A 21,308-nucleotide genomic window follows, 5' to 3' on the forward strand; every position below is an offset into this window, starting at 1 on the left:
TGCTGCCCACCGCGACCGTCGCGGCCGCGGTGTCAGGGGTCCGATGGCGTGGCCGGCGGTGCCCGCGATGACCAGCCGACGCCAGCAGTTCGACGACCTCGTGCTCGACAGCGCCGCGCGGCTCGAGGGCCGGCTGGGCCCGCGGTTCGAGCAGGTGGAGTTCGCGGTCGAGGACGTCCCCCCGACCGACCCGGCCCCGTGGGAGCGGGACGGCGTGCCGCTCGGGCGGGCCTTCCCCGCTCGCGGTCGCCAGCCGGCCCGGGTGGTGATCTACCGCAGGCCGATCGAGGCCCGCGCCGAGAGCCAGCGCGACCTCACCGCCATCGTGCAGGACGTCGTGGTGGAGCAGGTCGCGGGACTGTTCAACCTCGCGCCGGGCGACCTCGACCCGCGCTACGACGACGGCGGCTGAGGCGCGCGCAGCCGGTAGACCGTCGCGCCGCCGGCCCGGAAGACCGGATCCGCCACGTCACCCATCCGGTCGCCGACCGGGTCGTAACCCGGCACCGCGAGCACCCAGTGCACGCCGCGCTGCGCCAGCTGGTCGGCGCCGGTCGTGCTCGGATCGGCCAGGAACGACCTGACGGCGTCCCACCGGGCGCGGTCCCAGAACGGGACCTCCCAGTTGTTCACGGCACCGGTCTCGGTGGCCAGCCGGTTCGCGGTCGCGGTGTAGCCCCAACCGGACACGACGGTGCGCCGTTCCGTGTAGGCCGCGACCCAGAAGGTGCGGTTGACGCAAACTCCGACCTCAGCGCTGGATCCGTTGCTGCACAACGCATTCGTGACGACGACATCATCCGGCCCGCTGTGGCTGGCGATCCACCGCGCGGCGCGGACGCCGTCGGCGTCGATCTGCTGCGACGGGTTGGCTTGCTGGTCCACCCACCCCACCGGGTGGCTGGCCACCCACCCGACCGCCTGCCCCGGGACCCGCACCGCCCCGGCCCCGGCGAGGAAGAGCACCAGCAGGAGCCCGAGGACGGCGCGGCGGCCCGGCGACCGTCGGAGGTATGCCGCGGCGGCCAGCGCGAGCACGGCCAGCACCGCCCAGGGGATGAGCACCTGGCCGAACCTGCTGAGTGCGCCCTGCCCGGGCCCGAACACCGCCCAGTCGCGCAGCGCCAGCACGGCCATCACGACGAGACCGGCGGCGAATGCAACGGCTGCGGGACGCAACGCCTTCACCGGGACACCGCTGGCGACCCGCGTCGAGACGCCCCAGGCCGCGGCGGCCGTGAGGAGCGGCAGCGCCGTCCGCAGGAAGTACAGGTTGCTCTGACCCTGGTGGTAGAGCAGCACGACGCCGGCCACACCGAGGATCAGGCCGCCCAGGGCGAGCTGGGCAGCGGGGTCGGTGCGAGCGCGCCGGTCGCTGAGCAGCAGCCCCAGACCGGCGACCGGCACCAGCAGGGTCGCGAGGCAGGCGATGAGCGCGAGCACGAGGACGAGCGCCGACCGGCCGGGCACCGTGTCGCCGAGCAGCAGCGAGCCCAGGGCTGTCGTCAGGACGTAGCGGAACGGCCCCAGCACCAGGCTCTGCGACTGCCCGCCGTAGATCGTGGCCCACGACGCCGCGAACACCACGCCGGCGGCCACGAGTGCGGTCAGCGCCGGCCGGTTCAACCGGCGCGTGACCCACCACTGGCTGAGCACCACCCAGGCAGTCCCGGCGAGCACGACCGGCAGCACCGAGGCTTTCGCTCCGGCTCCGACGCCGAGGAGGGGGACCAGCAACCACCACGTGCGGCGTCGAGCGGCCCCGCGCACGACGTCGACGAGCAGGACGGCAAGGGGCGTGAACACCACCGCGGCGAACGCCCCGCTGGTGCTCCACCAGAAGCTCACGTCGTACGGCACGCCCATGAGGTCGGCGGTCGGCTGGGCGAGCAGCTTCGACCAGGGAAGGGCCGACGCGTCCTGCACGACGAGCAACAGGCCCCCCGCCAACGGCCCGACCCAGGAGCGTCGCGCCAACCGGGTGGCCAGGGCTCCGGTGCCGAGCAGGACCAGGGCCATGGCGGGCAGCAGGTCCAGTCGCAGCACCAGCGTGGGCAGCGGCACGCCGGTCAGCTGGGTGGCGCTGGCCAGGTGCTCGGCGAAGAACCAGTGGTAGAGCAGCGGCTCACCCTGGACCCACGGGAACTCCAGGGGCCACCGGTGCGTCGCCTCACCCGCGAGGGCGAGCGCGAACAGGAGGTCGTTCTCCGGGCCCCCTCGACCCGTCCACGACACCGGCTGCCGGGCGAAGTACCCGAACGCGAACCAGACGGAGGTCACCAGGGCGATGGCGGCGTACCCCCAGCTCACCGCCGCAGGCAGGGCCACCCAGGGCCGGGCGGCGCGCCGGCGGATCGAGGGCACGGCCAAGGCGAGGACCGACAGCGCCGAGGGAGCGAGCGCCCCGGCGACCGGCGGCAGGCCGGCGGCGGTGAACGCGATCCGGCCCACCACCTCCGCGGCATAACCCAGCGACGCCCCGACCGCCAGGTCCTCGACGCCATACCGGAGCCGGGGGCCGAGCACCCGCCAGACCAGGACGCCCGGAAGCGCGACGACGCCGACCCAGTAGGCGGCGTAGCGGGCGAGCTCCATCGGCCGCACACCCCAGGCCGCGAGCAGGACGATCGCCACCAGGACGCAGACCGTCGCCGCGACGACGCCGGGTGAGGCCCTGCGCAGGGGTGTGGGCAGGCGGTCGGCGGTGGGCATCAGGGACGAAGATAGGACGAACACCGTCCCCAAGGCGCCCTGAATGCCCCCATATCGGTCGTTCGGCGGAGGTCGTGGCGGGTCCGCGAGCTAGGGGGTGACCTCGCGGAGCCCCACCGACGTCGTCCGCAGCAGCGCATCGCTCAGCGGCGCGATCGAGATCAGCTCGCCCTGGGCGTCCTCGAGCCGGGAGACGACACCAGCGCGCACCTGCCCGACGCCGGACACCCGGTGCACCCAGACCGAGGCGGCCCCGGTGACGTCGATCATCGAGGTGGCATCGACGCCGACCTCGATCCGGCGGGAGGTCTGCGCCCCCTTGGCGTCGACGGTCACGACCTCGACCCCGGCCGTGTCACCCGACGAGGTCACCGACACCAGCCGCCGGACCGGAGCCGAGCCGCCGCCCGGAGCCGAGCCACCGCCCGGAGCGGTCAGCGGCATACCGGCCACCCCGGTGAGGACGGGTGTGGACGAGGCCCAGGCCAGGTCACTCGGCTGGGCGGGCTTGGCCCGCGTCACCAGTGCCGCCGCGACGATCGGCACGTCGGCGCGCACCTGGATGCCGACGGTGGCAGGGGGGAGCTTGGACAGGTCGATGTCACGCACCGTGCCTCCGTCGATGCGGATCACTCCCCCGGCCGGCAGGGCACGAGCACCCTGGGCGGTGAGCACCCGCGCCTGGACCACGGCCTCGGAGCTGCCCGGCACCGCCACCCGCAACAGCGCGGAGCCGGTGACCGAGACGGCGGGGATGACCTGGTCGCGCGACGGCGGGGCCGTGGGCACGGCGTCATCGGACCCTGCGGCCCGGGTGCCGTCGAGCCAGGTGTCGTTGACGACGGCTCCCACGACGCCGCCCTCGGCCACGACGTGGACGACCGGGCTGACCAGGTCACCGGAGATCGAGTCGAGCAGGAACGAGGTGCGCCCGTGGGCCGGCACGAGGATGCCCTTGCCGTTGGGGGACGAGACCGGGCCGTCCGGCCCGTGCAGGGTCGCGTCGACGGTGACCGGGTTGCCGCCGGGGTTGGTCAGGACCAGCCGCTCCTGGCGGCCCGGGTCACCTCCCCCGGCCACGATCCAGAACTCGGCGCCGGGCCGGCCGCACGGCGCCCCGCCGAGCGAGCGCAGGTCACCCGAGGGCACCAGCCAGCTCTGGACGGCGGCGACCCCCGCGGCCATCGACTCGGTCCCGGTGACGAGCACGCCGGATGCGCCGGCCTGGTTCGCGGAGGCGGTCGCACCCCGGGCGGTGACGGGGGCACCGAGCCCGCCACTCGGCATACGGGTCAGGGTGAGCCGGCCCGCTCCGGAGGCGGGCTGCGTGCCGGTCATGGCGCGCACCGGTGCGGCGGCCGCGGCGACCCGCACCGGCACCTGGGCGTCGTCGACGCCCTGCAGGCCCTTGAGCTCGGGACCGGGGCAGACGAGCGAGGAACTGCGCACCGGGCTGGTGACGGCGGTGCTGGCCCGGTCGGCGCCGACGCCCGACCCGAGCGCCAGGGCGCCGTCGCTGTGCGTGGCCGCCACGACGATGCCCACGCCGGCGAGGGCGACGAGCGAGGTGCGGACCAGGCCGCTGGCTGACCGGTTCACCGGCGCCGCCGCCTCGAGCTGCGGTTGCCGAACGGCACCGCCAGGAAGACGACCAGGAGCAGCAGGATCCCCTGCGCCGAGCGCCAGGTGGCAGCGCTCGGGAGCACGTCCACCGTGATCGTGGTGGCCCCGGCCGGCAGGGCGTAGGCCGCCGCGTCACCGGAAGGAGCCAGCACGCGGCCGTTGGCGCTGACCCTGGCGTGCCGCACCCAGGACCCGGGCTCGGCCAGCACCAGCGAGGCACCCTGGGGGACGACGGCCTTCACGTCGAGGCGGGCGTGCGCACCGGCGACCGGGATGGCCTGCTCGGAGCGCTTCGTGACGATCTGCGCGCGCGACGGTGCCACCGCGTCGTCGGCGGCGCGGCCACCGCCGGGGAGCACCCGCCAGAAGGTCACGCCGTCGTGCTCGCCGAGCCGGCTGAGCCCTGCGGTGGCATCGAGCGAGCGGATGCGAGGGTCGGTGGCATCGGCCCGCAGCCCGACGAAACCGACCGCCTGGTCGGACAGGTCTGCGGCTGGTGTGAGCACCCCCGGCGCCGCGCCCTGCTCGAAGAGCGACCCGACCGCCGTGCCGAGCTCGGTGCTGTCGGGGCGGTCGGCGGTGGGCGTGGGCAGCGACCGGGCCACGTCGTCGACCTCGCGGCCGAGCAGCTGCCAGCTCAGGCCGTCACCCTCAGGGGTGAGCAGCAGCATGCGGTTGCCGATCCCGCTCTCGGCCTGGTCGACGGCGACGGCCGGCCGCGGGTCACGCCAGGCACCGAGGTCGTCTCCGACGGTGCGCCAGGTCAGCCACCCCGCGCTGACCAGGACGGCGCCCACCAGGGCGGCCGCGACCGGCCATCGCGCCAGGGCCTGCCACCCGCCGCGCGCACGGCTCACGGCAAGGCCTTCGGCACCGAGGAGGGCGGCGGCCACGAGGGCGAGCGCGAGGACCAGCAGTCCGGTGCCGGCCCACGCGGTGATCGGCTCGCCGGCTGCGGGCCGACCCTGCGGGACGGTGCCGAGGTGGATGCGTGGCGCCACGACGGCATACCCGAGTCCGACCAGGGCCAGGACCGCGAGCACGCTGGCCGCCGCGTCTCGGCGCCCGGCCCGCAGCAGTCCCAGCAGGCCGGCGAGGACCAGGGGCACGGAGAGCAGCACGGGGTAGGACCCGGCGCCACCCGGGTGCAGCAGGGCGATCTGCCAGGGCAGCGCCTGGGCGGTGCCCCACACCGAGAGGCCGGGGCCGGTGAAGACCAGCGCGGGCCGCTCGAACAGCTCGGCGACCCACGGACCCAGGAGGAGCACCGGCCCGAGGGCGAGGGCAAGGCCGCGGACGCGCGCTCCGCCGTGGCCGGCCACCAGCACGACGAGGCCAGCCAGCACGACGAGGACGAGCAGGGCCGGGGCGAACGCGCCGAGCACGGCCGCGGCGAGGATCGTCGCGGCGGTGGCGGTGGTGCTGCCACCCCGCCGACCTGCGAGCACCACACCGGCCGCGACGAGCGGGAGGAGGACCGCGGCGACGATGCCCCCGAGGCGGCCGGAACCGACCGCAGTGGCGAGCACCGCCGTCGTCGACCACGCCAGGGCGGCCAGCGCCCGCGGCAGGCGTGAGTGGGTCACCACCCGGGCGGCGAGGTATGCGGTGAGCGTCGCCAGCGGGAGGGCGAAGGTGACCAGCGTGGTGACGACCGCACCGGCCGGCGACGCCGGGGTGCCGACCAGCGGCAGGTGGCTCGCCACCCACGACAGCCCGGCCAGCACCGCGAGGTGTGGGCCCTGCTCACCGCCGGTGCCCAGGCCCGAGCCGTGCCAGCCGTCGAGCCAGGCGTGCCAGAGCGTGCCGGCCCCGGCGCGGACACCCACTGTCTCGCCACCGCTCAGGCCGTTGTCGAGCCGCTCGCCGAAGCTGCCACCGAACCCACGGGTGGCCACGGCAGACACCACGGTCATGGCCAGGACGATGAGCAGACCCGGGTTGCGGGCGGCCCGCGACGCCAGCGTGGCGCCGAGCACGTTGAGGTCCTGTGCCTCGTCGGCCACGGGGCCCGACTCGGCCACCGTGACCCGGCCCGGGTCGCCCTGGCCGGACTCGAGCGCGACCTCGTCGTGGATCAGGTCGGTGGTGTGCCGCAGCACGGTCCGTGGGGGCACGAACAACCCCTGCAGGTCGCGGCGCCGCACCCGGCGGGTGCCGCGCGACCGCCAGCGCGCTCCCAGCACCCGGCCCGGTGTCAGCACCGCGCCGATGTCGGAGAACTCGGCCCACGCGGCGCGAGGCCGCTTCGCGAGGAGCAGGGCGACGGTCGCCAGGGTGCTCGACAGCACGATCCAGGCGGACAGCAGCGGCAGCGACCACCACGCACAGCGGGCCAGCGCGACCCGGCGGGCCTGCCGCCGCATCCGGGTGGCTGAGTCGGTCGGCAGGACGTCGTCGGGGCCGCCCCGGGCGCCGGTGCGCACCGTCGCGCGCGGGACCACCACGACCCGACGACCGGACTGCTGGGCGCGCCAGGAGAAGTCGACGTCGGCACCGAAGTCGCCGAAGGCCCGCTCCGCACCGCCGAGGCCGTCGAGCAGCTCGCGCTCGACGAGCATGCCGGTCGCGGGGACCGCCAGCACGTCGCTGCGGCGGTCGTACTGTCCCTGGTCCGGCTCGCCCGGAGCCGGGGACGGGATCACCCGGCCGCTGCGGGTCAGCTGCAGGCCCACCGAGTGCAGCGCCCCGGCACGGGTCCAGTCGAGGAGCTTGGGGCCGGCCGCCCCCACCGAGGGGCTGCGGCGGACCGCGTCGAGCAGGCGGGCCAAGGTCATCGGGGCGGCCGCGCTGTCGGAGGTGAGCACCCACACGTGGGTGGCGGGATCGACTCCTTCCGCGCCACGCGGTTCGGCGCTGGCCAGGGCCGCGCGCACGGCGCACGCCAGGGATGCTGTGCCGCGCGACGCACCATCGGCGACGGTCACGAAGCTGACCGAGGGGATGGCCTCCAGCACGGCACGGTGCGAGCGCACCGTCTCGACGGCGTTGCCGTCGTGCTCGTCACGGCCGGGGTCGACCACGACGAGGCGGTCCGGGGTCCGGGTCTGGCGGGCCAGGGAGTCGAGGGTCTCCGGGAGCGCCGAGGCCGGTCCACGCAGGACCAGAACCGCCGTCACCGTCGCGACCGCCGCAGGAGGTCCTGCGGGGTCCGTCACGTCATGGGGCGGGGCAAGCGTCATACGCAGGTCACGAGGTGTCGCCGCGCCGGCGACTAGACCGCACGCTTCTTGAGCTTGCGACGCTCACGCTCGGACAGCCCACCCCAGATGCCGAACCGTTCGTCGTGCGCCAGCGCGTACTCGAGGCACTCGGCCCGGACCTCGCACCCGACGCAGACCTTCTTGGCCTCGCGCGTCGAGCCGCCCTTCTCGGGGAAGAACGCCTCCGGATCCGTCTGGGCGCAGAGCGAACGCTCCTGCCACGACATCTCCACCTCTTCGCCACCCTCGAAGGTGACCAACTGAAGCTCTTGCACGGCTTCCTCCTCGACCCGGTGCGCCGCCCTGTGCCAAAACGTGTGACCGGTGCTCGGTCACAACAATGGAATTACACGCGTGTCATACGTGGTTCGTCAAGCGGAAGTCTGATATTTGCCCGATCGGTCGAACCTTGATAACGCCTCTTCCGCCAGCGCTAGAGGTGCGGTAGAGGACCGCTTCCCAGCCCGTGGGAGCCGCCGGGCGCGGCCGACAACCGGGCTGCAAGACTGCGGACATGCGCATCACGGCACTGGCCGGCGGCGTCGGAGGTGCCCGCTTCCTGCGCGGCCTCCGCACCCACCTTGACCGCTCCCCCGGCCTCGCGGACACCGAGCTCACCATCATCGGCAACACCGGCGACGACATCAGCCTGTTCGGCCTGCGCGTCTGTCCTGACCTCGACACCCTGCTCTACACCCTTGGTGGCGGTATCCACGAGGGACAGGGCTGGGGACGGGCCGACGAGAGCCACCGCCTGCTCGGGGAGCTCGCGGCCTACGGCGCGGTGCCGCAGTGGTTCACCCTGGGCGACCTCGACTTCGGCACCCACGTCGTGCGCTCCCAGTGGCTGGGGCAGGGACTCTCCCTCTCCGAGGTGACCACTCGCCTGGCGCGGCGGTGGGGCCTGCCCGACCAGCGGATCACCCTCCTGCCGATGAGCGACTCCCCGGTCGAGACCCACGTGGTCGTCGAGGACGAGGACGGACAGCGGGCCATCCACTTCCAGGAGTGGTGGGTGCGCTACCAGGCCTCGATCCCGGCCCAGCGGTTCCAGGCCGTCGGCATGGACCGCGCGACCGCGGCGCCCGGGGTCCTCGACGCCATCCGCGGAGCCGATGTCGTGCTGCTCCCGCCGAGCAACCCCGTGGTCTCCATCGGGATCATCCTGGGCGTGCCCGGGGTGCGAGATGCCTTGCGGGGCACCACTGCTCCCGTCGTCGGGGTGTCGCCACTCATCGGCGGTATGCCGGTGCGCGGCCACGCCGACGCGTGCCTCGCCGCCATCGGGGTCGAGTCCACCGCGGCGGCCGTGGCCGGGTTGTACGAGGACTTCCTCGACGGGTGGCTGGTGGCGCCCGAGGACGAGGCGTCGGTGCGCCTGCCCCGGGCGACGGTGCGCAGCCGGCCACTGCTGATGACCGACACCGACGCTGCCGCCGACATCGCCGGGGCTGCGCTCGACCTGGCCCGCGAGCTGGCAGCGTGACGATGCCGGCCCTCTCGGTCACCCCCCTCACCGGCATGCCCGAGGTGCGGCCCGGCGACGACCTGGGCACCCTGCTGCTCGACGCCGCCGCTGCGCTGGACCTCACCTTCGAGGACGGCGACGTCGTCGTCGTGTCGAGCAAGATCGTCTCGAAATCCCTTGGCCTGTGGGCCGACTCAGCCATCAAGAGCGCGGCGGTCGCCAGCCAGACGGTGCGCGTCGTGGCCGAGCGGATGGCCGGCGACCGGCTGACCCGGATCGTGCAGTCCACCGCCGGACCGATCATGGCCGCCGCCGGTGTGGACGCCTCCAACACGGGCGACCACGACGGGGTGCTCCTCCTGCCCGCCGACCCCGACGCCGAGGCCGAGCGCCTGCGCGTCACGCTGCTCGCCGCGACCGGGCTGAGCCGGATCGGGGTGGTCCTGAGCGACACCGCCGGACGTCCGTGGCGGTTCGGCCAGACCGACTTCGCACTGGGGGCTGCCGGTCTCGACGTGGTCGACGACCTGCGTGGCGGGGTCGACGCCGACGGCCGGGCGCTGTCGGTGACGGCCCGAGCGGTGGGCGACGAGCTGGCCGCCGCGGCCGACCTGGTCAAGGGCAAGGCCGAGGCCATCCCGGCCGCCGTCGTCCGTGGCACCGCGTGGGCCCGCACCGATCGCGGACCCGGCGCCCGGGCGCTGATCCGCAGCGGTCGCGAGGACTGGTTCGACTACGGCCGGGCCGAGGCGGTGCGGGCAGCACTCGGGCTCGAGCCCGGCAGCTCGGGCGCCGAGCAGCTCGGGATCCCTTCCGTGGCACCGGAACCCGTCGGCGTGCGTGTCGAACGCGCCGTGACGATCGCCGTCTCGCTGAACCCCTTCGGGTGCGGTGCCGACACGAGCACCGAGGGAGTCGTCGAGGTCTGCGCCGACACGGCGTTCCAGGTCGGCCAGCTGGTGAGCCGGGTGCGCGTCGCCCTCTGGGGCGAGGGGCTCGACTCGACCCTCGACGGCGCCGAGTTCACCGGACCGGACGGCGACGTCCGCGCCCGCCTCACCGTCACCGACCGCTGACGGCGGTCGGCCTAACGCCGGGTGGGCAGGTGGGTCCGCGGAGCCATCCGCGGACCGCGGCGAGGACGGGCCGCGCCGGACAACGTGAGCAGCTGCTGCACGCGGTAGCGGTGGCCGCGATAGGGCTCCAGCAGCTCGGCGAGGACATCGTCGTCGCGAGCCTCACCCAACAGCGCCCAGGTGAGGTTCTTGGCCACGTGGTAGTCGCCGAAGCTCACCGAGTCGGGGTCACCCAGCGCGCGCTGGGCCACCTCGGCCGCCGTCCACACCCCGATCCCGGGCACCGACCGCAGTCGCCGGTGCGCCGCCTCGAGCGGCAGGTCGACGGACTGCTCCAGCCGCCCGGCGACCTTGGCAGCCCGGACCACCGTGCCGGACCGGGCTCCGTCGACAGAGGCGGCGAGCCAGTCCCACGTCGGGATTGCCGCCCACTCCTGCGCGGTCGGCGCGACCCACAGCCGGCGCTGCTCCCCCGGCCCGGGGGCGCGCGACCCGAACCGGTGCACGAGGGTGCGGTAGCCGGCGAACGCCTCCTGGCCGGTGACCTTCTGCTCGATCGCGGCCGGCACCAACGCGTGCATGACCAGGGCCGAGCGCGGCACGCGCCACGCGGCATACCGCTTCCAGGCCGTCGCCACCTGCGGGTGGTGCGCCACGAAACCCGTGTCGTCGTCGCCCTCGCCGAGCAGGGACGGCACGTGCGCCAGTGCCCACTCGGCGCCAGCACCCCAGGCCGTCGCCACCACCTCACCGAGGTCGCTGCGCTGCACGAGCCGCAGCGTGGCCGGTCCCGCCGGCGTGGGCTGGCCCAGCCACCAGCCGTCGCCGCGGTCGGCCTGGAACGTGGGGTCGCCCCTCCCGCGCCGGAACGCGGAGATGATCAGACCGACCGCCGTCGCCCGGCCCGGACGCCAGGTGCGCGTCAGCTCGGCAGTCGGGGACATGTGGCCAGTGTCGCGCGTTGGGGTGACAGAGCCCGCAGGGAGGGCACGTAGACTCTGCGCGACCCGACCCCTGGTCGACCCCGATCGACCCGACGACGACCCCGAGGAAGCCGTGGCAAACAAGCGCGCGAGCCAGGACCGCAAGGCCCGACTGGCCGAGATCCAGAACCAGCAGAAGGCAAAGGAACGCAAGGTCGTCGCCGGCATCGTGATCGGCTGCCTGGTCCTGCTGGCCGGGCTGACCGGGGTCGTCCTCTACGCCGTCAACGACGCGAAGGGCAAGCAGCTTCCCAGCCTGGGCGTCTCCGTCGCCGCCGCGAAGTGCGACCCCGTCACCACCGACGCCAACAGCGGCTCCGGTGAGCACGTCGGTCCCGGCACCAACAAGGAAGACCAGACCTCGGTCCAGTACGCCACGATCCCGCCGAGCAACGGCGCCCACTTCGTCAGCCCCGACGTCAGCGGCCGCGACTTCTACACCGCCGCCGACCGCCCGGTCCTCGAGACCCTGGTCCACAACCTCGAGCACGGCTACACGATCCTCTGGTACGACGGCACCAAGGTGAAGGACACCACCCTGCTCAAGGACGTCGCCAACAAGGCCGACAAGCTGCCCGAGTCGAGCGGCAAGTTCAAGGTGGTCGAGTGGGATGCGAGCCGCGGCGCCTTCCCGGCCGACAAGCCCTACGCGCTGGCGCACTGGGCCAAGGACGCCGGCCACCGCCAGCTCTGTGGCGACCTGTCCGGCCAGGTCGTCATCGACTTCGTGAAGAAGTACCCGAAGGACGACACCCAGGAGCCCGGCGCCGCCTGACGCCCGCCCCCGGCCACACCGACAGGTATGCCGCCCGCTCACCCGAGCGGGCGGCATACCGGTGTCAGGGGGCCGGGCCTAGAGGTGGACGGGGTTGACCCGCAGGGCCGGCCCCGCGGGGCTGGTGTCCTTGAAGGCCGCCCAGATGTAGGTGGGTGCCAGCGGCGCGACCGCGGCAAGCACCGGCCCGGGCACGCGGGAGACCCAGGTGGGCACCTGGTCGGTGCCGGCGAAGGCGGCGCTGTCTGCGAGCACCGGCAGCGTGTAGTCCCACACGTCGAAGGCGCCGAACAGGCGGCGCAGGCCGGCCCGGGAGTAGTAGTGCTCGTAGTAGTGCTCGCCCTTGCCGGTCAGCCGCAGGTAGCGGTCGGCTGCTCGCTGGGGCAGCCACGACAGGAACGGCAGCGTGTAGTGCGGCTCGACGACCTGGTGCTTGTGCCCGATGCCGAGGTAGAGCACCCCGGTCGGGCTGAGCACGCGGTGGAGGTCGGCGACGACCGACTCGGGGTCGACGACGTGCTCGTAGATGTGGTTGAACACGACGACGTCCATCGAGCCGTCGCCGAAGGGCAGTGCCTCACCGCGGGCCAGGCTGAACTCGACCCGGTCGCCGAACCGGGCTCGCGCGGCCTGCAGCCCGGGCTCGTCGATGTCGACACCGGTGGTGTGTGCTCCGGCCAGGGCCAGCTCGTCGGCGATGAACCCGGCCGAGCAGCCCACGTCGAGCGCCCGCAGGCCCGCCAGGTCGTCGCGGCCGAGGGCGTGACGGACCACGGCGAGGATCTTCTGGGCCTTCTGCCGACGCTTGCGCTCGTCGAGCATCGCGCCCATCAGCTCGGAGTAGGCGAGCTGCTCCTCGCGCCCGCCGTCCGGGTCGCGGCTCATGACCGCGTCTCCTCGGCCGAGCGGTCGGGATCGACGTCGATGTGGTCGTGGGCCCGCTCCTGCGGTGTGGTCACGAGGTGGTGCGAGCGCGCGTAGACCCAGCCGCCGAGCGCGAACACCACGTCGGCCGCGACGGTCAGGAAGCGCGAGAGGACCACCACGGCGGTCGCCGCCGAGGTCGAGGTCACCGGCGCGAGGATCAGCACCAGCACGCCCTCGCGCACCCCGACGCCGGCCGGCAGCACGACGCTGAACATCGCGATCGACGACGCCAGCGCAAAGCCGGACAGGCTCGCCAGCAGCAGCTGTCCCGTCGCGACGTCGCCCCCCGTCGCGCGGGCCAGCACGAGGACGTGCAGACCCGAGGAGACCCACGCGGCGATGAACAGCAGGGTCGCGCTGAGGACGGCCCGACCCGACAGGCGGTGCTCGAGGGGTTCGCGCCGCAGTATCCGCAGGACCGTCGCGATCCCCCAGTTGAGCAGCGGCGGCCACAGCACGACGGCCAGGAGCGGCACCGCGAGCAGCAGGGCCCAGCCGGTGCGCGCAGCCGAGTCGTCCCGGGTGATCAGCAGCGGCAGCGCGGGTGCACCGACGATCAACCCGCAGATGGCGGCCATCGCGACCGAGACGAACGCGACGACGGCCGAGCGCTTGCGCGGGATGTGCAGGCGGGCCCCGATCTCGGCCTGGGCGACGATGCTCCACACCGCGCCCGGCACGTACTTGCCCAGCTGGCCGACGAAGAAGATGCCACCCGCCGGGGCGACGTGCAGCGGCGACCCGAGGTCGGCCATCAGGATCCGCCAGCCCAGCACCGTGAAGATCGGCGGCAGGCAGACGAGCACTGCTGCGAGGGCGAAGGTCGCGCCGTCGATCCGCCCGATGTCGGCGGACACCTCCCGCCAGTTCTTCGCGACCGCCACCGTGACGGCGCCGACCACCAACAGCGCCAACAGGATCCGCAGCCCGCTGAAGACGCGAGCGCGGGTGGTGGGAGTCGAGGGGATGGAGGGGGTAGGGGGTGTCGCGTCCGGGCCGGGTTGCGTACTGGCCATCTCAGCGCCTCCGCAGGGTGAGCCGCAGGAGTCCGTAGGCGGCGTCGGTGCGGGACGAGGAGCCGGAGGCCGACCGCATCCGGCCGGTGATGTCGCCGTCGAGGTCACCGACGAGGACGAAGCCGAAGTCGTGCGACCGGGCCAGGACCGCCCGGACGTCGGCCGGGCCCAGCGCGCCCTCCGCGCCGAGGTGGCCGATCGGCAGGGTGACGCAGAGCAGCCCGCCGGACTTGAGCGCCCACGAGGCCTGGCTCATCGCCTCGTCGATGTCGTCGGCGTCGCACCCGCCCGGGTGCAGCCGCACGATGACGTCGAGCGAGGCGGTGTCGACGTCGAGCACCTCGACGCTGGACCGGTGTCCGGTGAGCTCGAGCTCCACCGGCGCGAAGCCGATCGCCCGCGCCCACCGCGAGAACGGTGAGCGGCTGCCCGACTCGTCGACGATGACGGCGCTGCGCCGCCCGTCGTCGCGGACCCGGACGATGGCGGCGAGGGCGCCGAGCGCGGCCCATGCAGCGATGGCGTCACCACTGCGGGGGAGGCCGAGGCTGCGGGCCAGCGCCTTTGCGTCATCGGCGTCGTTGCCGTCGGCGAGGATGTCGGAGGCGCGCACCCAGTCGGGCAGGTCGGCCCGGCCCAGCTCGACCTCGGGGCGGGAGGCCGCCACGACGGCCCGGACCGTGCTGGCGACCCGGTGGCGCAGGTGCCCGACGACGGCTGCGGCTCCACTGGGTGCGTCGGTCGCGTCCGCGTCGTCGTCCGGCTCGGCGCCGGCCTCGTCAGCCGCCAGCGCCTCGATCGACCCGATGTAGCGGGCCCACGGCCCCGACAGGTCGGGCGGGCGGACCTGCTCGCGCAGCTGGGCCGCCACGCCGGGCTCGGCCAGTCGCTGCAGCGCGGCCACCAGCGCCGCCTTGTCGCCGGGGGGCACGAGGATCCCGTCGACCCCGTCCCGCACCTGGCCACCGAAGGTGCCGACGTCGGAGGCCAGCACGGGCAGTCCGTGCTGCTGCCCCAACAGGACGTTCTGCGACGCGGTGGCGCTGCGGTAGGTGAGCGCGAGCACGTCGTGCGCCGCGAACAAGGGGGCGAGCCGGTCGGCGGGCACGTAGCCACCATGCACCTCGACGCGGTCGCGCAGTCGGGGGTCCTGGGCGAGCTCCTTGACCCGCTCGCCGCTGGAGCCCCACATCTCGCCGGCCACGGTCAGGGTGGGTCCGGGCACGTCGGCGAGCGCCTCGAGGAGGAGGTCGACGCCCTTGTAGTCGCGGACCATGCCCAGCGCGAGCAGCCGCGGCGGCCCGTCGTGGGCGACCCGGTCGACCGGGGCGCCGCCGGGCAGGTGCGGCGGCAGGTCGGTGACCGACACGCGGGGCGCGCCCAGCTCGTAGGCGAGGCGGGCCTGCTCGTCGCTGTGCACGAGCACGGAGTCGACCCGCTCGAGGAACTGCCGCATCAGCTCGCGGTCACCGGGATGCGTCTCGTGGGGCAGCACGTTGTGGGCGATCACCACGGTGCGGGGTCCGCGGTGCGCGGCTCTGCGCTGCACCGAGCGGCGTCCGGCTCCCGCGGCCCGCAGCAGAGCCAGGTGGGCCGGCACCACGGCCGGGATGACGTGCACGACCACGACGACGTCGAAGGCCCGGAGCCGGCGACCCGTGCGCACCCAGGTGTCAGGTCGGGCCCAGCTCAGCGCGCGCACCGTGCGAGGGAACGGCTCGACGTCGGGAGCACCCCCGGGCACGGCCTGTTCGCCGGGATAGAGCTTGGACGGGTAGAGGTGCGACCACGACACCAGCGTCACGTCGTGGCCGGCCTCGGCCAGCTCGTGCGCGAGGCTCGTGGTGTGGGCGGCCACGCCTCCCTTGTAGGGGTGGGTGGGTCCCACCACGGCCACCTTCAGGGCAGCGCTGGGGCTCACACGCCGGTCCGGGAGCGCACGACGAGGTCGGACAGCAGCGCCAGCGACCCGATCATGATCCCGCTGACGATGAGCAGCACCGTGCTCGCCGGGAAGTAGAACGGGTGGCGCACCATGTCGACGACCCCCTTGACCAGGCCGATCACGATCAGCCACAGGGCCGGCGGCATGAGCACCTTGAGCGGGTCGAAGTACATGACCATGCGCAGGACCTGGAGGATGTAGCGGTAGGCGTCGCGGACGAAGTGGAACTTGCTCACCCCGGCGCGCTTGGCATAGCTGGTCGGCACGTACTTGATGTCGTGCTGGTTGGACAGGAACGCCAGCGTGATCGTCGTGACGCAGCTGAAGCCGGGGGGCAGCAGCCGCAGGTAGGGCAGCGACACCTCACGTCGGAACGCGCGGAGTCCCGAGTTGAGGTCGGGGATGGTCTGGTTGGAGAGCTTCTCGGCGATCTTGCGGATCAGCCACTTGGCCGGGACCCGCGCCCACTTGTGGGTGCCCTCCTCGGTGGTCCGTGCTCCGACGACCTGGTCGTAGCTCGGGTCGTCGCGCAGGATCCGGACCAGGTCGGGGATCCGCTCGTTCTCGTAGGTCATGTCGGCGTCGGTCCACACGACGATCTCGCCGTAGGCCTGCTGGGTCCCGATCCGGCGGGCCGTGCCGCTGCCACCGTTGCGGCGGAACGGCATCACCCGGATGTTGGCGTAGTCGCGGCTGGCCTGCTCGAGCACCTCGAGGGTGTTGTCGGTCGACGCGTCGTCGATGCAGAGCACCTCGTAGGTGAACTCGCTGGAGTTCATCGCCGCCGTGATCCGGTCGATCTCCTTGAGGACGTGCTCGCCCTCGTTGTAGCAGGGCAGCACGATGGTGACGTAGGGCTTGCCGTGACCGGGCTCGCCGGGCAGCGGCGCTGCGGCCGGCTCGACCGCCGGGAGGTAGGCCGCGTCGGCGGGGTGCATCGGCGGCTCGGCTGCCGGGGCGGCCGGCGCCGGCGGGGCCGGTGGGGTCGGCTGGGTCGGGACCACCTCGGTGACGGGGGTCGACACCTGCGGGGGGTCGACGGGAATGCGCTCCGTGACGGGGACGGTGGGGCCGGTGCTGGGGTGCTCGCTCATCTCGCGAGGAGCCTACCCGCCGCCTCTCCTCAGCGGAGTCACCATCGACTCTGAAGGATTGTCCGTGCCCTGGTCCGGAAGATCCTTCAGAGTCGAGGCACCTTGCATCCGTGCCGACGACATGGTCGCGGTCGACCCAGCCAGCCGCGGGCGCGCAGGACGGCACCGATGTCGACCGCGGTGTCACACGGCGTGGCGGCGACATCCACCCAGAAGACCCGCACGGTGGCGCGATCGACCGACAACAGCTGTCGGTCTCGTCGGCCGTCCTTGACCCGATCCGCCCAGCGCTCGTGTCCGAGCCGGCCGTCGACCTCGACGACCAAGCGGTAAGGGACGTACTCGTTGTCGTGGAACCTCCTACCGCCCACGTCGGAAGGCGCCTGTCGGGTGGCCGTGGGGAGCCCGTGGGCTCGCTCGACATCACGGATGTACAGCACCTCCGCCCCGCTCTGCGCACCGTCCTGGACATCGGTCAGGGCAGGAACGAGCACCCGGCTGTGTCGATGGCCCTGACGGCTCGCCAGCTCTGCACGCAGGAGTCCGGTGGAGACCACCTCCTTCTGGACTGCGCGGGCGACGGTCGCGAGCGCGTCGACGGCCGTCCCCTGTGCCGCCACGTCGAGGACGGTGGCCGGCAGGGTGGTGCGCCATGGGTATGCCGTGTCGTCCACGAGGTCCTCCCACCGCACCGAACGACGGACCCGCACGGTCGGCCCCGAGGCGATGGATCGCTCGTACGGGACGACGATCTCGGAGACCTTCGGCGGCCTGCGATCGAGACCCCAGAGATACAGAGCCGAGCGGCCGCAGAAGGCCGCATCGGCGGTCGGTCCGGCTGACTGGCAGCGCAAGAGGTCGGCCGTGGCCGTGACGTGCCAGCCCTCCCGGCCCGGTCGCGTCAGGAAGACGCCCGCGCGCATCCGCACCCATCGCCCGGATGACGTCCGCCACTGCACGGCCTCGTCGGTCATGCCGGCAGCGAGGCACTGCGCCCGCGTCAACAGGTCGAACTGTCGATCGGCGTGCTGACGAAGCGTCCTCCAGTCCACCCCCATCGGACCACTCTGACCGGTGTGCGCCCCTGGCTCCCTGAGTCATCCACACCCCCGCGACTCTGAAGGATCTCCCGTGCCTGGATGCGGAACATCCTTCAGACTCGCGGGGTCAGCCAGGGTGGACCCCCTGTCGGGTCGCGATACGAGTGTGGAACGGTGTGGACGTGGACACCCAACAGGTGCTGGACCTGATGAAGCAGGTCGCGGCCGAGGTCATCACCCCGCGGTTCCGCTCGCTGGCCGACGGCGAGGTGATGGAGAAGAACCCGGGTGACCTCGTCACCATCGCCGACCAGGAGTCGGAGGCGATCCTCACCCGCGAGCTGTCCGCGGCCTACCCCGACGCCTTCGTCCTCGGCGAGGAGCTGACCTCCACCGACCCGACCGCGATCGACCGGTTCGTCGCGGCCGAGCACGCCTTCACGGTGGACCCCGTCGACGGCACCAAGAACTTCGTGCACGGCTCGCCCGACCACGCGGTCATGGTGAGCGAGGTGGTCCGCGGCGAGACGGTGCGCGGGTGGATCTGGCAGCCCGAGCACCAGGTCGCGTGGGTCGCCGAGAAGGGTGCCGGTGTCTACCGCGACGGCGTGCGGGTCACCCGTGAACCGGTCGGCGACGGCGTCCCGCCGAAGGGTGTCACCTCGATCTGGCCGCTGCGCGGGCACTCGCTCGGCTCGCTGCCGGCGCTCGTCGGCTCGTGGGTCTGCTGCGGTGTCGACTACCCGCGCCTGCTCGAGGGCGCCTGCGACTACATCCTCTACGCCCGCAACAGCCCTTGGGACCACTCGCCCGGCACCCTGATGGTCCGCGAGGCCGGCGGCCACGCGGGGCACGCCGACGGCACGGCATACTCCCCCGTCGTCCTGACCCCCGGCATCATCGTCGCCGCCGACCGCGGCACCTTCGAGGCGGTGCGCCGGCACGCGTCCGACGCCTTCGCGCGACGCGGCTGACCGACCGTGTCGCGCACCTGGCAGCACCACGAGGTATGCCGGGTGGCCGGCCTCGTCGGCGACCCGGCCGCTCTCGGTGGCGCGGTGACGACGGCCCTCTGCGGGCACTGGGAGCACGACGGCCCGTGCCGGTGGGAGCACTTCACCGACAGCCGCCCGGAGGGCGACGAGGTCGTGGTGACGGTGTACTTCGAAGCGGGAGTGGAGGACGAGGAGCAGGTGCGGCGGCTGGTCCGCGACGCCCTCGCTGTGGGATCACTCGTCGGTCCCGACGGCACGACCACGACGTGGAGGCTGCTGGACTGATCCCCCGGCGTCAGCCGAGCCGGGCCAGGTAGAGGCGGATCGGTAGCTCCACCAACGCATCCGGGCGTCGTTCGAGCAGCCGGTCGTCCTCCTGCACGCGGGCATCGGTCCCCACCACGGCTCCCTTCAGCCCCAGCCGCTCGAGGGCCTCGGTCGAGTCGGCGGCGACCAGCACCAGCCGACCACCGCGGTCCTCCACGGCCGACTGCACCTGCTCGACGGCGGCGCCCAGGCGAACCGGGTCGTTGCGCAGCGCCGAGGTGGTCGAGAGCGCGCTGACGCCGCAGTAGCCGCGCAACACCTGCGGCCACTCGTTGGCGGCCCGCGAGTCGACCATCAGCGCCACGTCACCGGGCCGCAGCGACCGGCAGGCCGTGTCGACAGCGGCCCACTCCCCCAGCTCGACCCGCTCGTCGACGTGGGGGCGGGTGGCCAGGGCGGTGGGCACGAGCAGGGCGGCCACGACCGCGAGGCCGGCGGCGACGTTGACGACGTACGGGATGCGGCGCAGCCGCGTCTGCGCGATCCACGCGGAGCAGGCCACGGTGAGGACCACTACGGTCGGCAACGCGATGACGAGCCGCCGGTCGGCCCACGGGTGGTCGGGCGTGATGCCCGGGCGGTAGAGGGTGAGGAGGGTCGACCCGATCGTGACGACCGCGGCGCCGGTCCAGGCGGGCAGCTCGCGGTCGTCCACCCAGGCCGCCGCGGCGCGGTGGGCCAGCACCGCCGTGGCGACGAGGGCCAGCGCGAGCGCCGCGGGACCGAGCCACCAGGCCATCCAGACGAGGGTGTGCTCGGCGTAGGTGCGACCCCCGTCGACGGGCAGTCCCTGACGCGCCTGCAGACCGGCCACGACGCGGGCGCCGGGGTCGGCCGCCGACTGGCGCACGACCTGCCACCACGGCCGGCTGGCGAGCACCAGGCCCACGACCACGAACCCACCCGCGAGCACCCGCGGCAGCCAGGCCCGGGCGACGGTCGGGAGGGACCACCCGCGGCGCCCACCCACGAGGAGCACGACCCCGAGGAGGCAGGCCGCGACCCCCATCGCCACGAGCGGCAGCAGGGAGCCTGCGATGCTGCGCAGGTACTCGCTCGACGTCAGCCAGGTCACCCCGAACGCGACCGTCGCGGAGACCGCGGTCGCCAGGCCGAGTGCTCGCGCGTGCGCCTGCCGCTGGAGCGAGGCAAGCACCACGACGGGCACGACGAGCACGACCTCACGCAGTGCGTCGACACGGATCGTGATGGCGCCACCCATGAGCACGCCCGCGACCACCGCCGTGCGGCGGGCCAGCAGGACGTCGGGGTATGCCGCGCTGCGGGCTGCCAGCACCATCGCCAGGAGGCCGGCGACCAGGACGGGCAGGGCGACGGGCTCGGAGTAGGTCGAGCGGGCCACGTGGAGCAAGGGGAAGACGAGGGCGGTGGCCAGGGCGGCCAGTGGCCCCCAGCGCGGACCCACGACGGTCGCGGTCAGCAGCCCGACCCCGAGCACGGTGAGGCCGAAGAGGATCGCGGGCGCCCAGGCCACGCCGGCCTGGCCGCCGAGCCACCACGCCACCGAGTACCACGCGGACGGCCCCACCGGGAACTGCGGCTGGATGCTGGGGTCCTGCGGGGTGCCGGTCTGGTAGAACGCCGGGCTGGCCAGCGTGATGCCGTCGATGTCGAGCACGTCCGCCCCGCCGACCGTGCCGGGTGCGACGTCGATCGGCCGCTGGTGTCCCGCAGCCAGCTGGATCGCCGACTGCAGGTAGGAGCCGGAGTCGCGCCGCGGCAGCACCTGCTCGGAGTGCGTCGTGCCGGCCCACACCATCGCGCCGAGGGCGAGCGCCACGAGCAGGCCGGCCGACCAGACCGGCAGGGGGCGCACGGGGACGAGCGCCGCGACGAAGCCCGAGACCACGGCGAGCCCGAGCAGCACGGCCGCGGCGACCCACGGCTGCCACAGTCCGCCGAGCGACAGCAGCGCCGCGGCGAGCGAACCGAGCACCAGCAGCAGCGCCGACCACACCACGGTGCGGGTGACGAGCCAGCCGCCCCAGGCTGCGCCGCGGCCCAGTGGGGCGTCGCCGGGGTCGGGTGCGTAGGGGTAGCGGCGGGGTTCGCGGCTGCTCACAGTCGGCCACGCTACTGGTCGACGATGTGGGGTCGACGGAG

At 73.7% G+C, this 21,308-nt stretch carries 17 protein-coding genes; 6 read left to right on the forward strand and 11 right to left on the reverse strand.

Annotation, left to right across the window (positions count from 1 at the left end; genetic code table 11):
* Nucleotides 1-67 precede the first annotated feature (67 nt).
* On the forward strand, nt 68-412 hold the full coding sequence (locus tag BLQ34_RS09560) for a metallopeptidase family protein (RefSeq protein WP_231961005.1): 345 nt from the start codon (nt 68-70) through the stop codon (nt 410-412).
* Here BLQ34_RS09560 and BLQ34_RS09565 read toward each other — a convergent pair.
* The 4 genes from BLQ34_RS09565 to BLQ34_RS09580 form a co-directional block, all read right to left on the reverse strand.
* Entirely contained in the window at nt 394-2,712 is a 2,319-nt protein-coding gene (locus BLQ34_RS09565; RefSeq protein ID WP_091784569.1) for a hypothetical protein, read from the reverse strand. The two genes, BLQ34_RS09560 and BLQ34_RS09565, sit on opposite strands and share 19 nt — an antisense overlap.
* 90 nt (nt 2,713-2,802) lie before the next feature.
* Entirely contained in the window at nt 2,803-4,311 is a 1,509-nt protein-coding gene (locus BLQ34_RS09570) for a DUF5719 family protein (RefSeq protein WP_091784572.1), read from the reverse strand.
* Nucleotides 4,308-7,493, reverse strand: coding sequence for a glycosyltransferase (locus tag BLQ34_RS09575; RefSeq protein WP_172829384.1), 3,186 nt, complete (start codon nt 7,491-7,493; stop codon nt 4,308-4,310). Before BLQ34_RS09575 ends, BLQ34_RS09570 begins: the two co-directional genes overlap by 4 nt.
* 56 nt (nt 7,494-7,549) lie before the next feature.
* Nucleotides 7,550-7,765 (reverse strand): WhiB family transcriptional regulator, encoded by a 216-nt coding sequence (locus BLQ34_RS09580; RefSeq protein WP_153269213.1) that lies wholly within the window; start codon nt 7,763-7,765, stop codon nt 7,550-7,552.
* Nucleotides 7,766-8,052: 287 nt separating this feature from the next.
* Between BLQ34_RS09580 and cofD the strand changes: the two genes are divergently transcribed.
* Both cofD and cofE read left to right on the forward strand, forming a co-directional pair.
* Complete coding sequence (gene cofD / locus BLQ34_RS09585) at nt 8,053-9,024, forward strand: 2-phospho-L-lactate transferase (protein ID WP_091784577.1); 972 nt, start codon at nt 8,053-8,055, stop codon at nt 9,022-9,024.
* Between the two features lie 2 nt (nt 9,025-9,026).
* Complete coding sequence (gene cofE / locus BLQ34_RS09590; protein WP_091784580.1) at nt 9,027-10,082, forward strand: coenzyme F420-0:L-glutamate ligase; 1,056 nt, start codon at nt 9,027-9,029, stop codon at nt 10,080-10,082.
* An 11-nt stretch (nt 10,083-10,093) separates the two neighbouring features.
* Here cofE and BLQ34_RS09595 read toward each other — a convergent pair whose 3' ends face one another.
* On the reverse strand, nt 10,094-11,026 hold the full coding sequence (locus BLQ34_RS09595; RefSeq protein WP_091784584.1) for a DNA-3-methyladenine glycosylase family protein: 933 nt from the start codon (nt 11,024-11,026) through the stop codon (nt 10,094-10,096).
* A gap of 112 nt (nt 11,027-11,138) precedes the next feature.
* Between BLQ34_RS09595 and BLQ34_RS09600 the strand changes: the two genes are divergently transcribed.
* Nucleotides 11,139-11,840, forward strand: coding sequence for a DUF3105 domain-containing protein (locus BLQ34_RS09600; protein ID WP_231961006.1), 702 nt, complete (start codon nt 11,139-11,141; stop codon nt 11,838-11,840).
* Between the two features lie 78 nt (nt 11,841-11,918).
* Here the strand turns inward: BLQ34_RS09600 and BLQ34_RS09605 are convergent, their stop codons facing one another.
* The 5 genes from BLQ34_RS09605 to BLQ34_RS09625 all read right to left on the reverse strand — a co-directional run bounded on the left by BLQ34_RS09605 (nt 11,919) and on the right by BLQ34_RS09625 (nt 17,880).
* On the reverse strand, nt 11,919-12,725 hold the full coding sequence (locus BLQ34_RS09605) for a class I SAM-dependent methyltransferase (protein ID WP_197674682.1): 807 nt from the start codon (nt 12,723-12,725) through the stop codon (nt 11,919-11,921).
* On the reverse strand, nt 12,722-13,783 hold the full coding sequence (locus BLQ34_RS09610; protein WP_091784590.1) for a lysylphosphatidylglycerol synthase domain-containing protein: 1,062 nt from the start codon (nt 13,781-13,783) through the stop codon (nt 12,722-12,724). Before BLQ34_RS09610 ends, BLQ34_RS09605 begins: the two co-directional genes overlap by 4 nt.
* A 1-nt stretch (nt 13,784) precedes the next feature.
* The gene (locus BLQ34_RS09615; RefSeq protein ID WP_231961007.1) at nt 13,785-15,671 is read right to left on the reverse strand and encodes a glycosyltransferase family 4 protein; all 1,887 of its coding nucleotides are present in this window, start codon (nt 15,669-15,671) and stop codon (nt 13,785-13,787) included.
* 29 nt (nt 15,672-15,700) lie between these two features.
* Nucleotides 15,701-16,822 (reverse strand): glycosyltransferase family 2 protein, encoded by a 1,122-nt coding sequence (locus tag BLQ34_RS09620; RefSeq protein ID WP_231961008.1) that lies wholly within the window; start codon nt 16,820-16,822, stop codon nt 15,701-15,703.
* Nucleotides 16,823-16,908: 86 nt separating this feature from the next.
* Nucleotides 16,909-17,880, reverse strand: a complete 972-nt coding sequence (locus tag BLQ34_RS09625; RefSeq protein WP_157692977.1) for a type IV toxin-antitoxin system AbiEi family antitoxin domain-containing protein — start codon at nt 17,878-17,880, stop codon at nt 16,909-16,911.
* Nucleotides 17,881-18,044: 164 nt separating this feature from the next.
* On the opposite strand from BLQ34_RS09625, the gene BLQ34_RS09630 reads away from it, so the two are divergent.
* Entirely contained in the window at nt 18,045-18,836 is a 792-nt protein-coding gene (locus BLQ34_RS09630) for an inositol monophosphatase family protein (protein WP_091789732.1), read from the forward strand.
* A 6-nt stretch (nt 18,837-18,842) separates the two neighbouring features.
* On the forward strand, nt 18,843-19,142 hold the full coding sequence (locus tag BLQ34_RS09635) for a hypothetical protein (RefSeq protein WP_157692978.1): 300 nt from the start codon (nt 18,843-18,845) through the stop codon (nt 19,140-19,142).
* A gap of 10 nt (nt 19,143-19,152) precedes the next feature.
* Here BLQ34_RS09635 and BLQ34_RS09640 read toward each other — a convergent pair whose 3' ends face one another.
* Complete coding sequence (locus BLQ34_RS09640; RefSeq protein WP_091784599.1) at nt 19,153-21,267, reverse strand: hypothetical protein; 2,115 nt, start codon at nt 21,265-21,267, stop codon at nt 19,153-19,155.
* Nucleotides 21,268-21,308: the final 41 nt, after the last annotated feature.

The organism is Pedococcus dokdonensis (genome assembly GCF_900104525.1).
Taxonomy (GTDB): domain Bacteria; phylum Actinomycetota; class Actinomycetes; order Actinomycetales; family Dermatophilaceae; genus Pedococcus; species Pedococcus dokdonensis.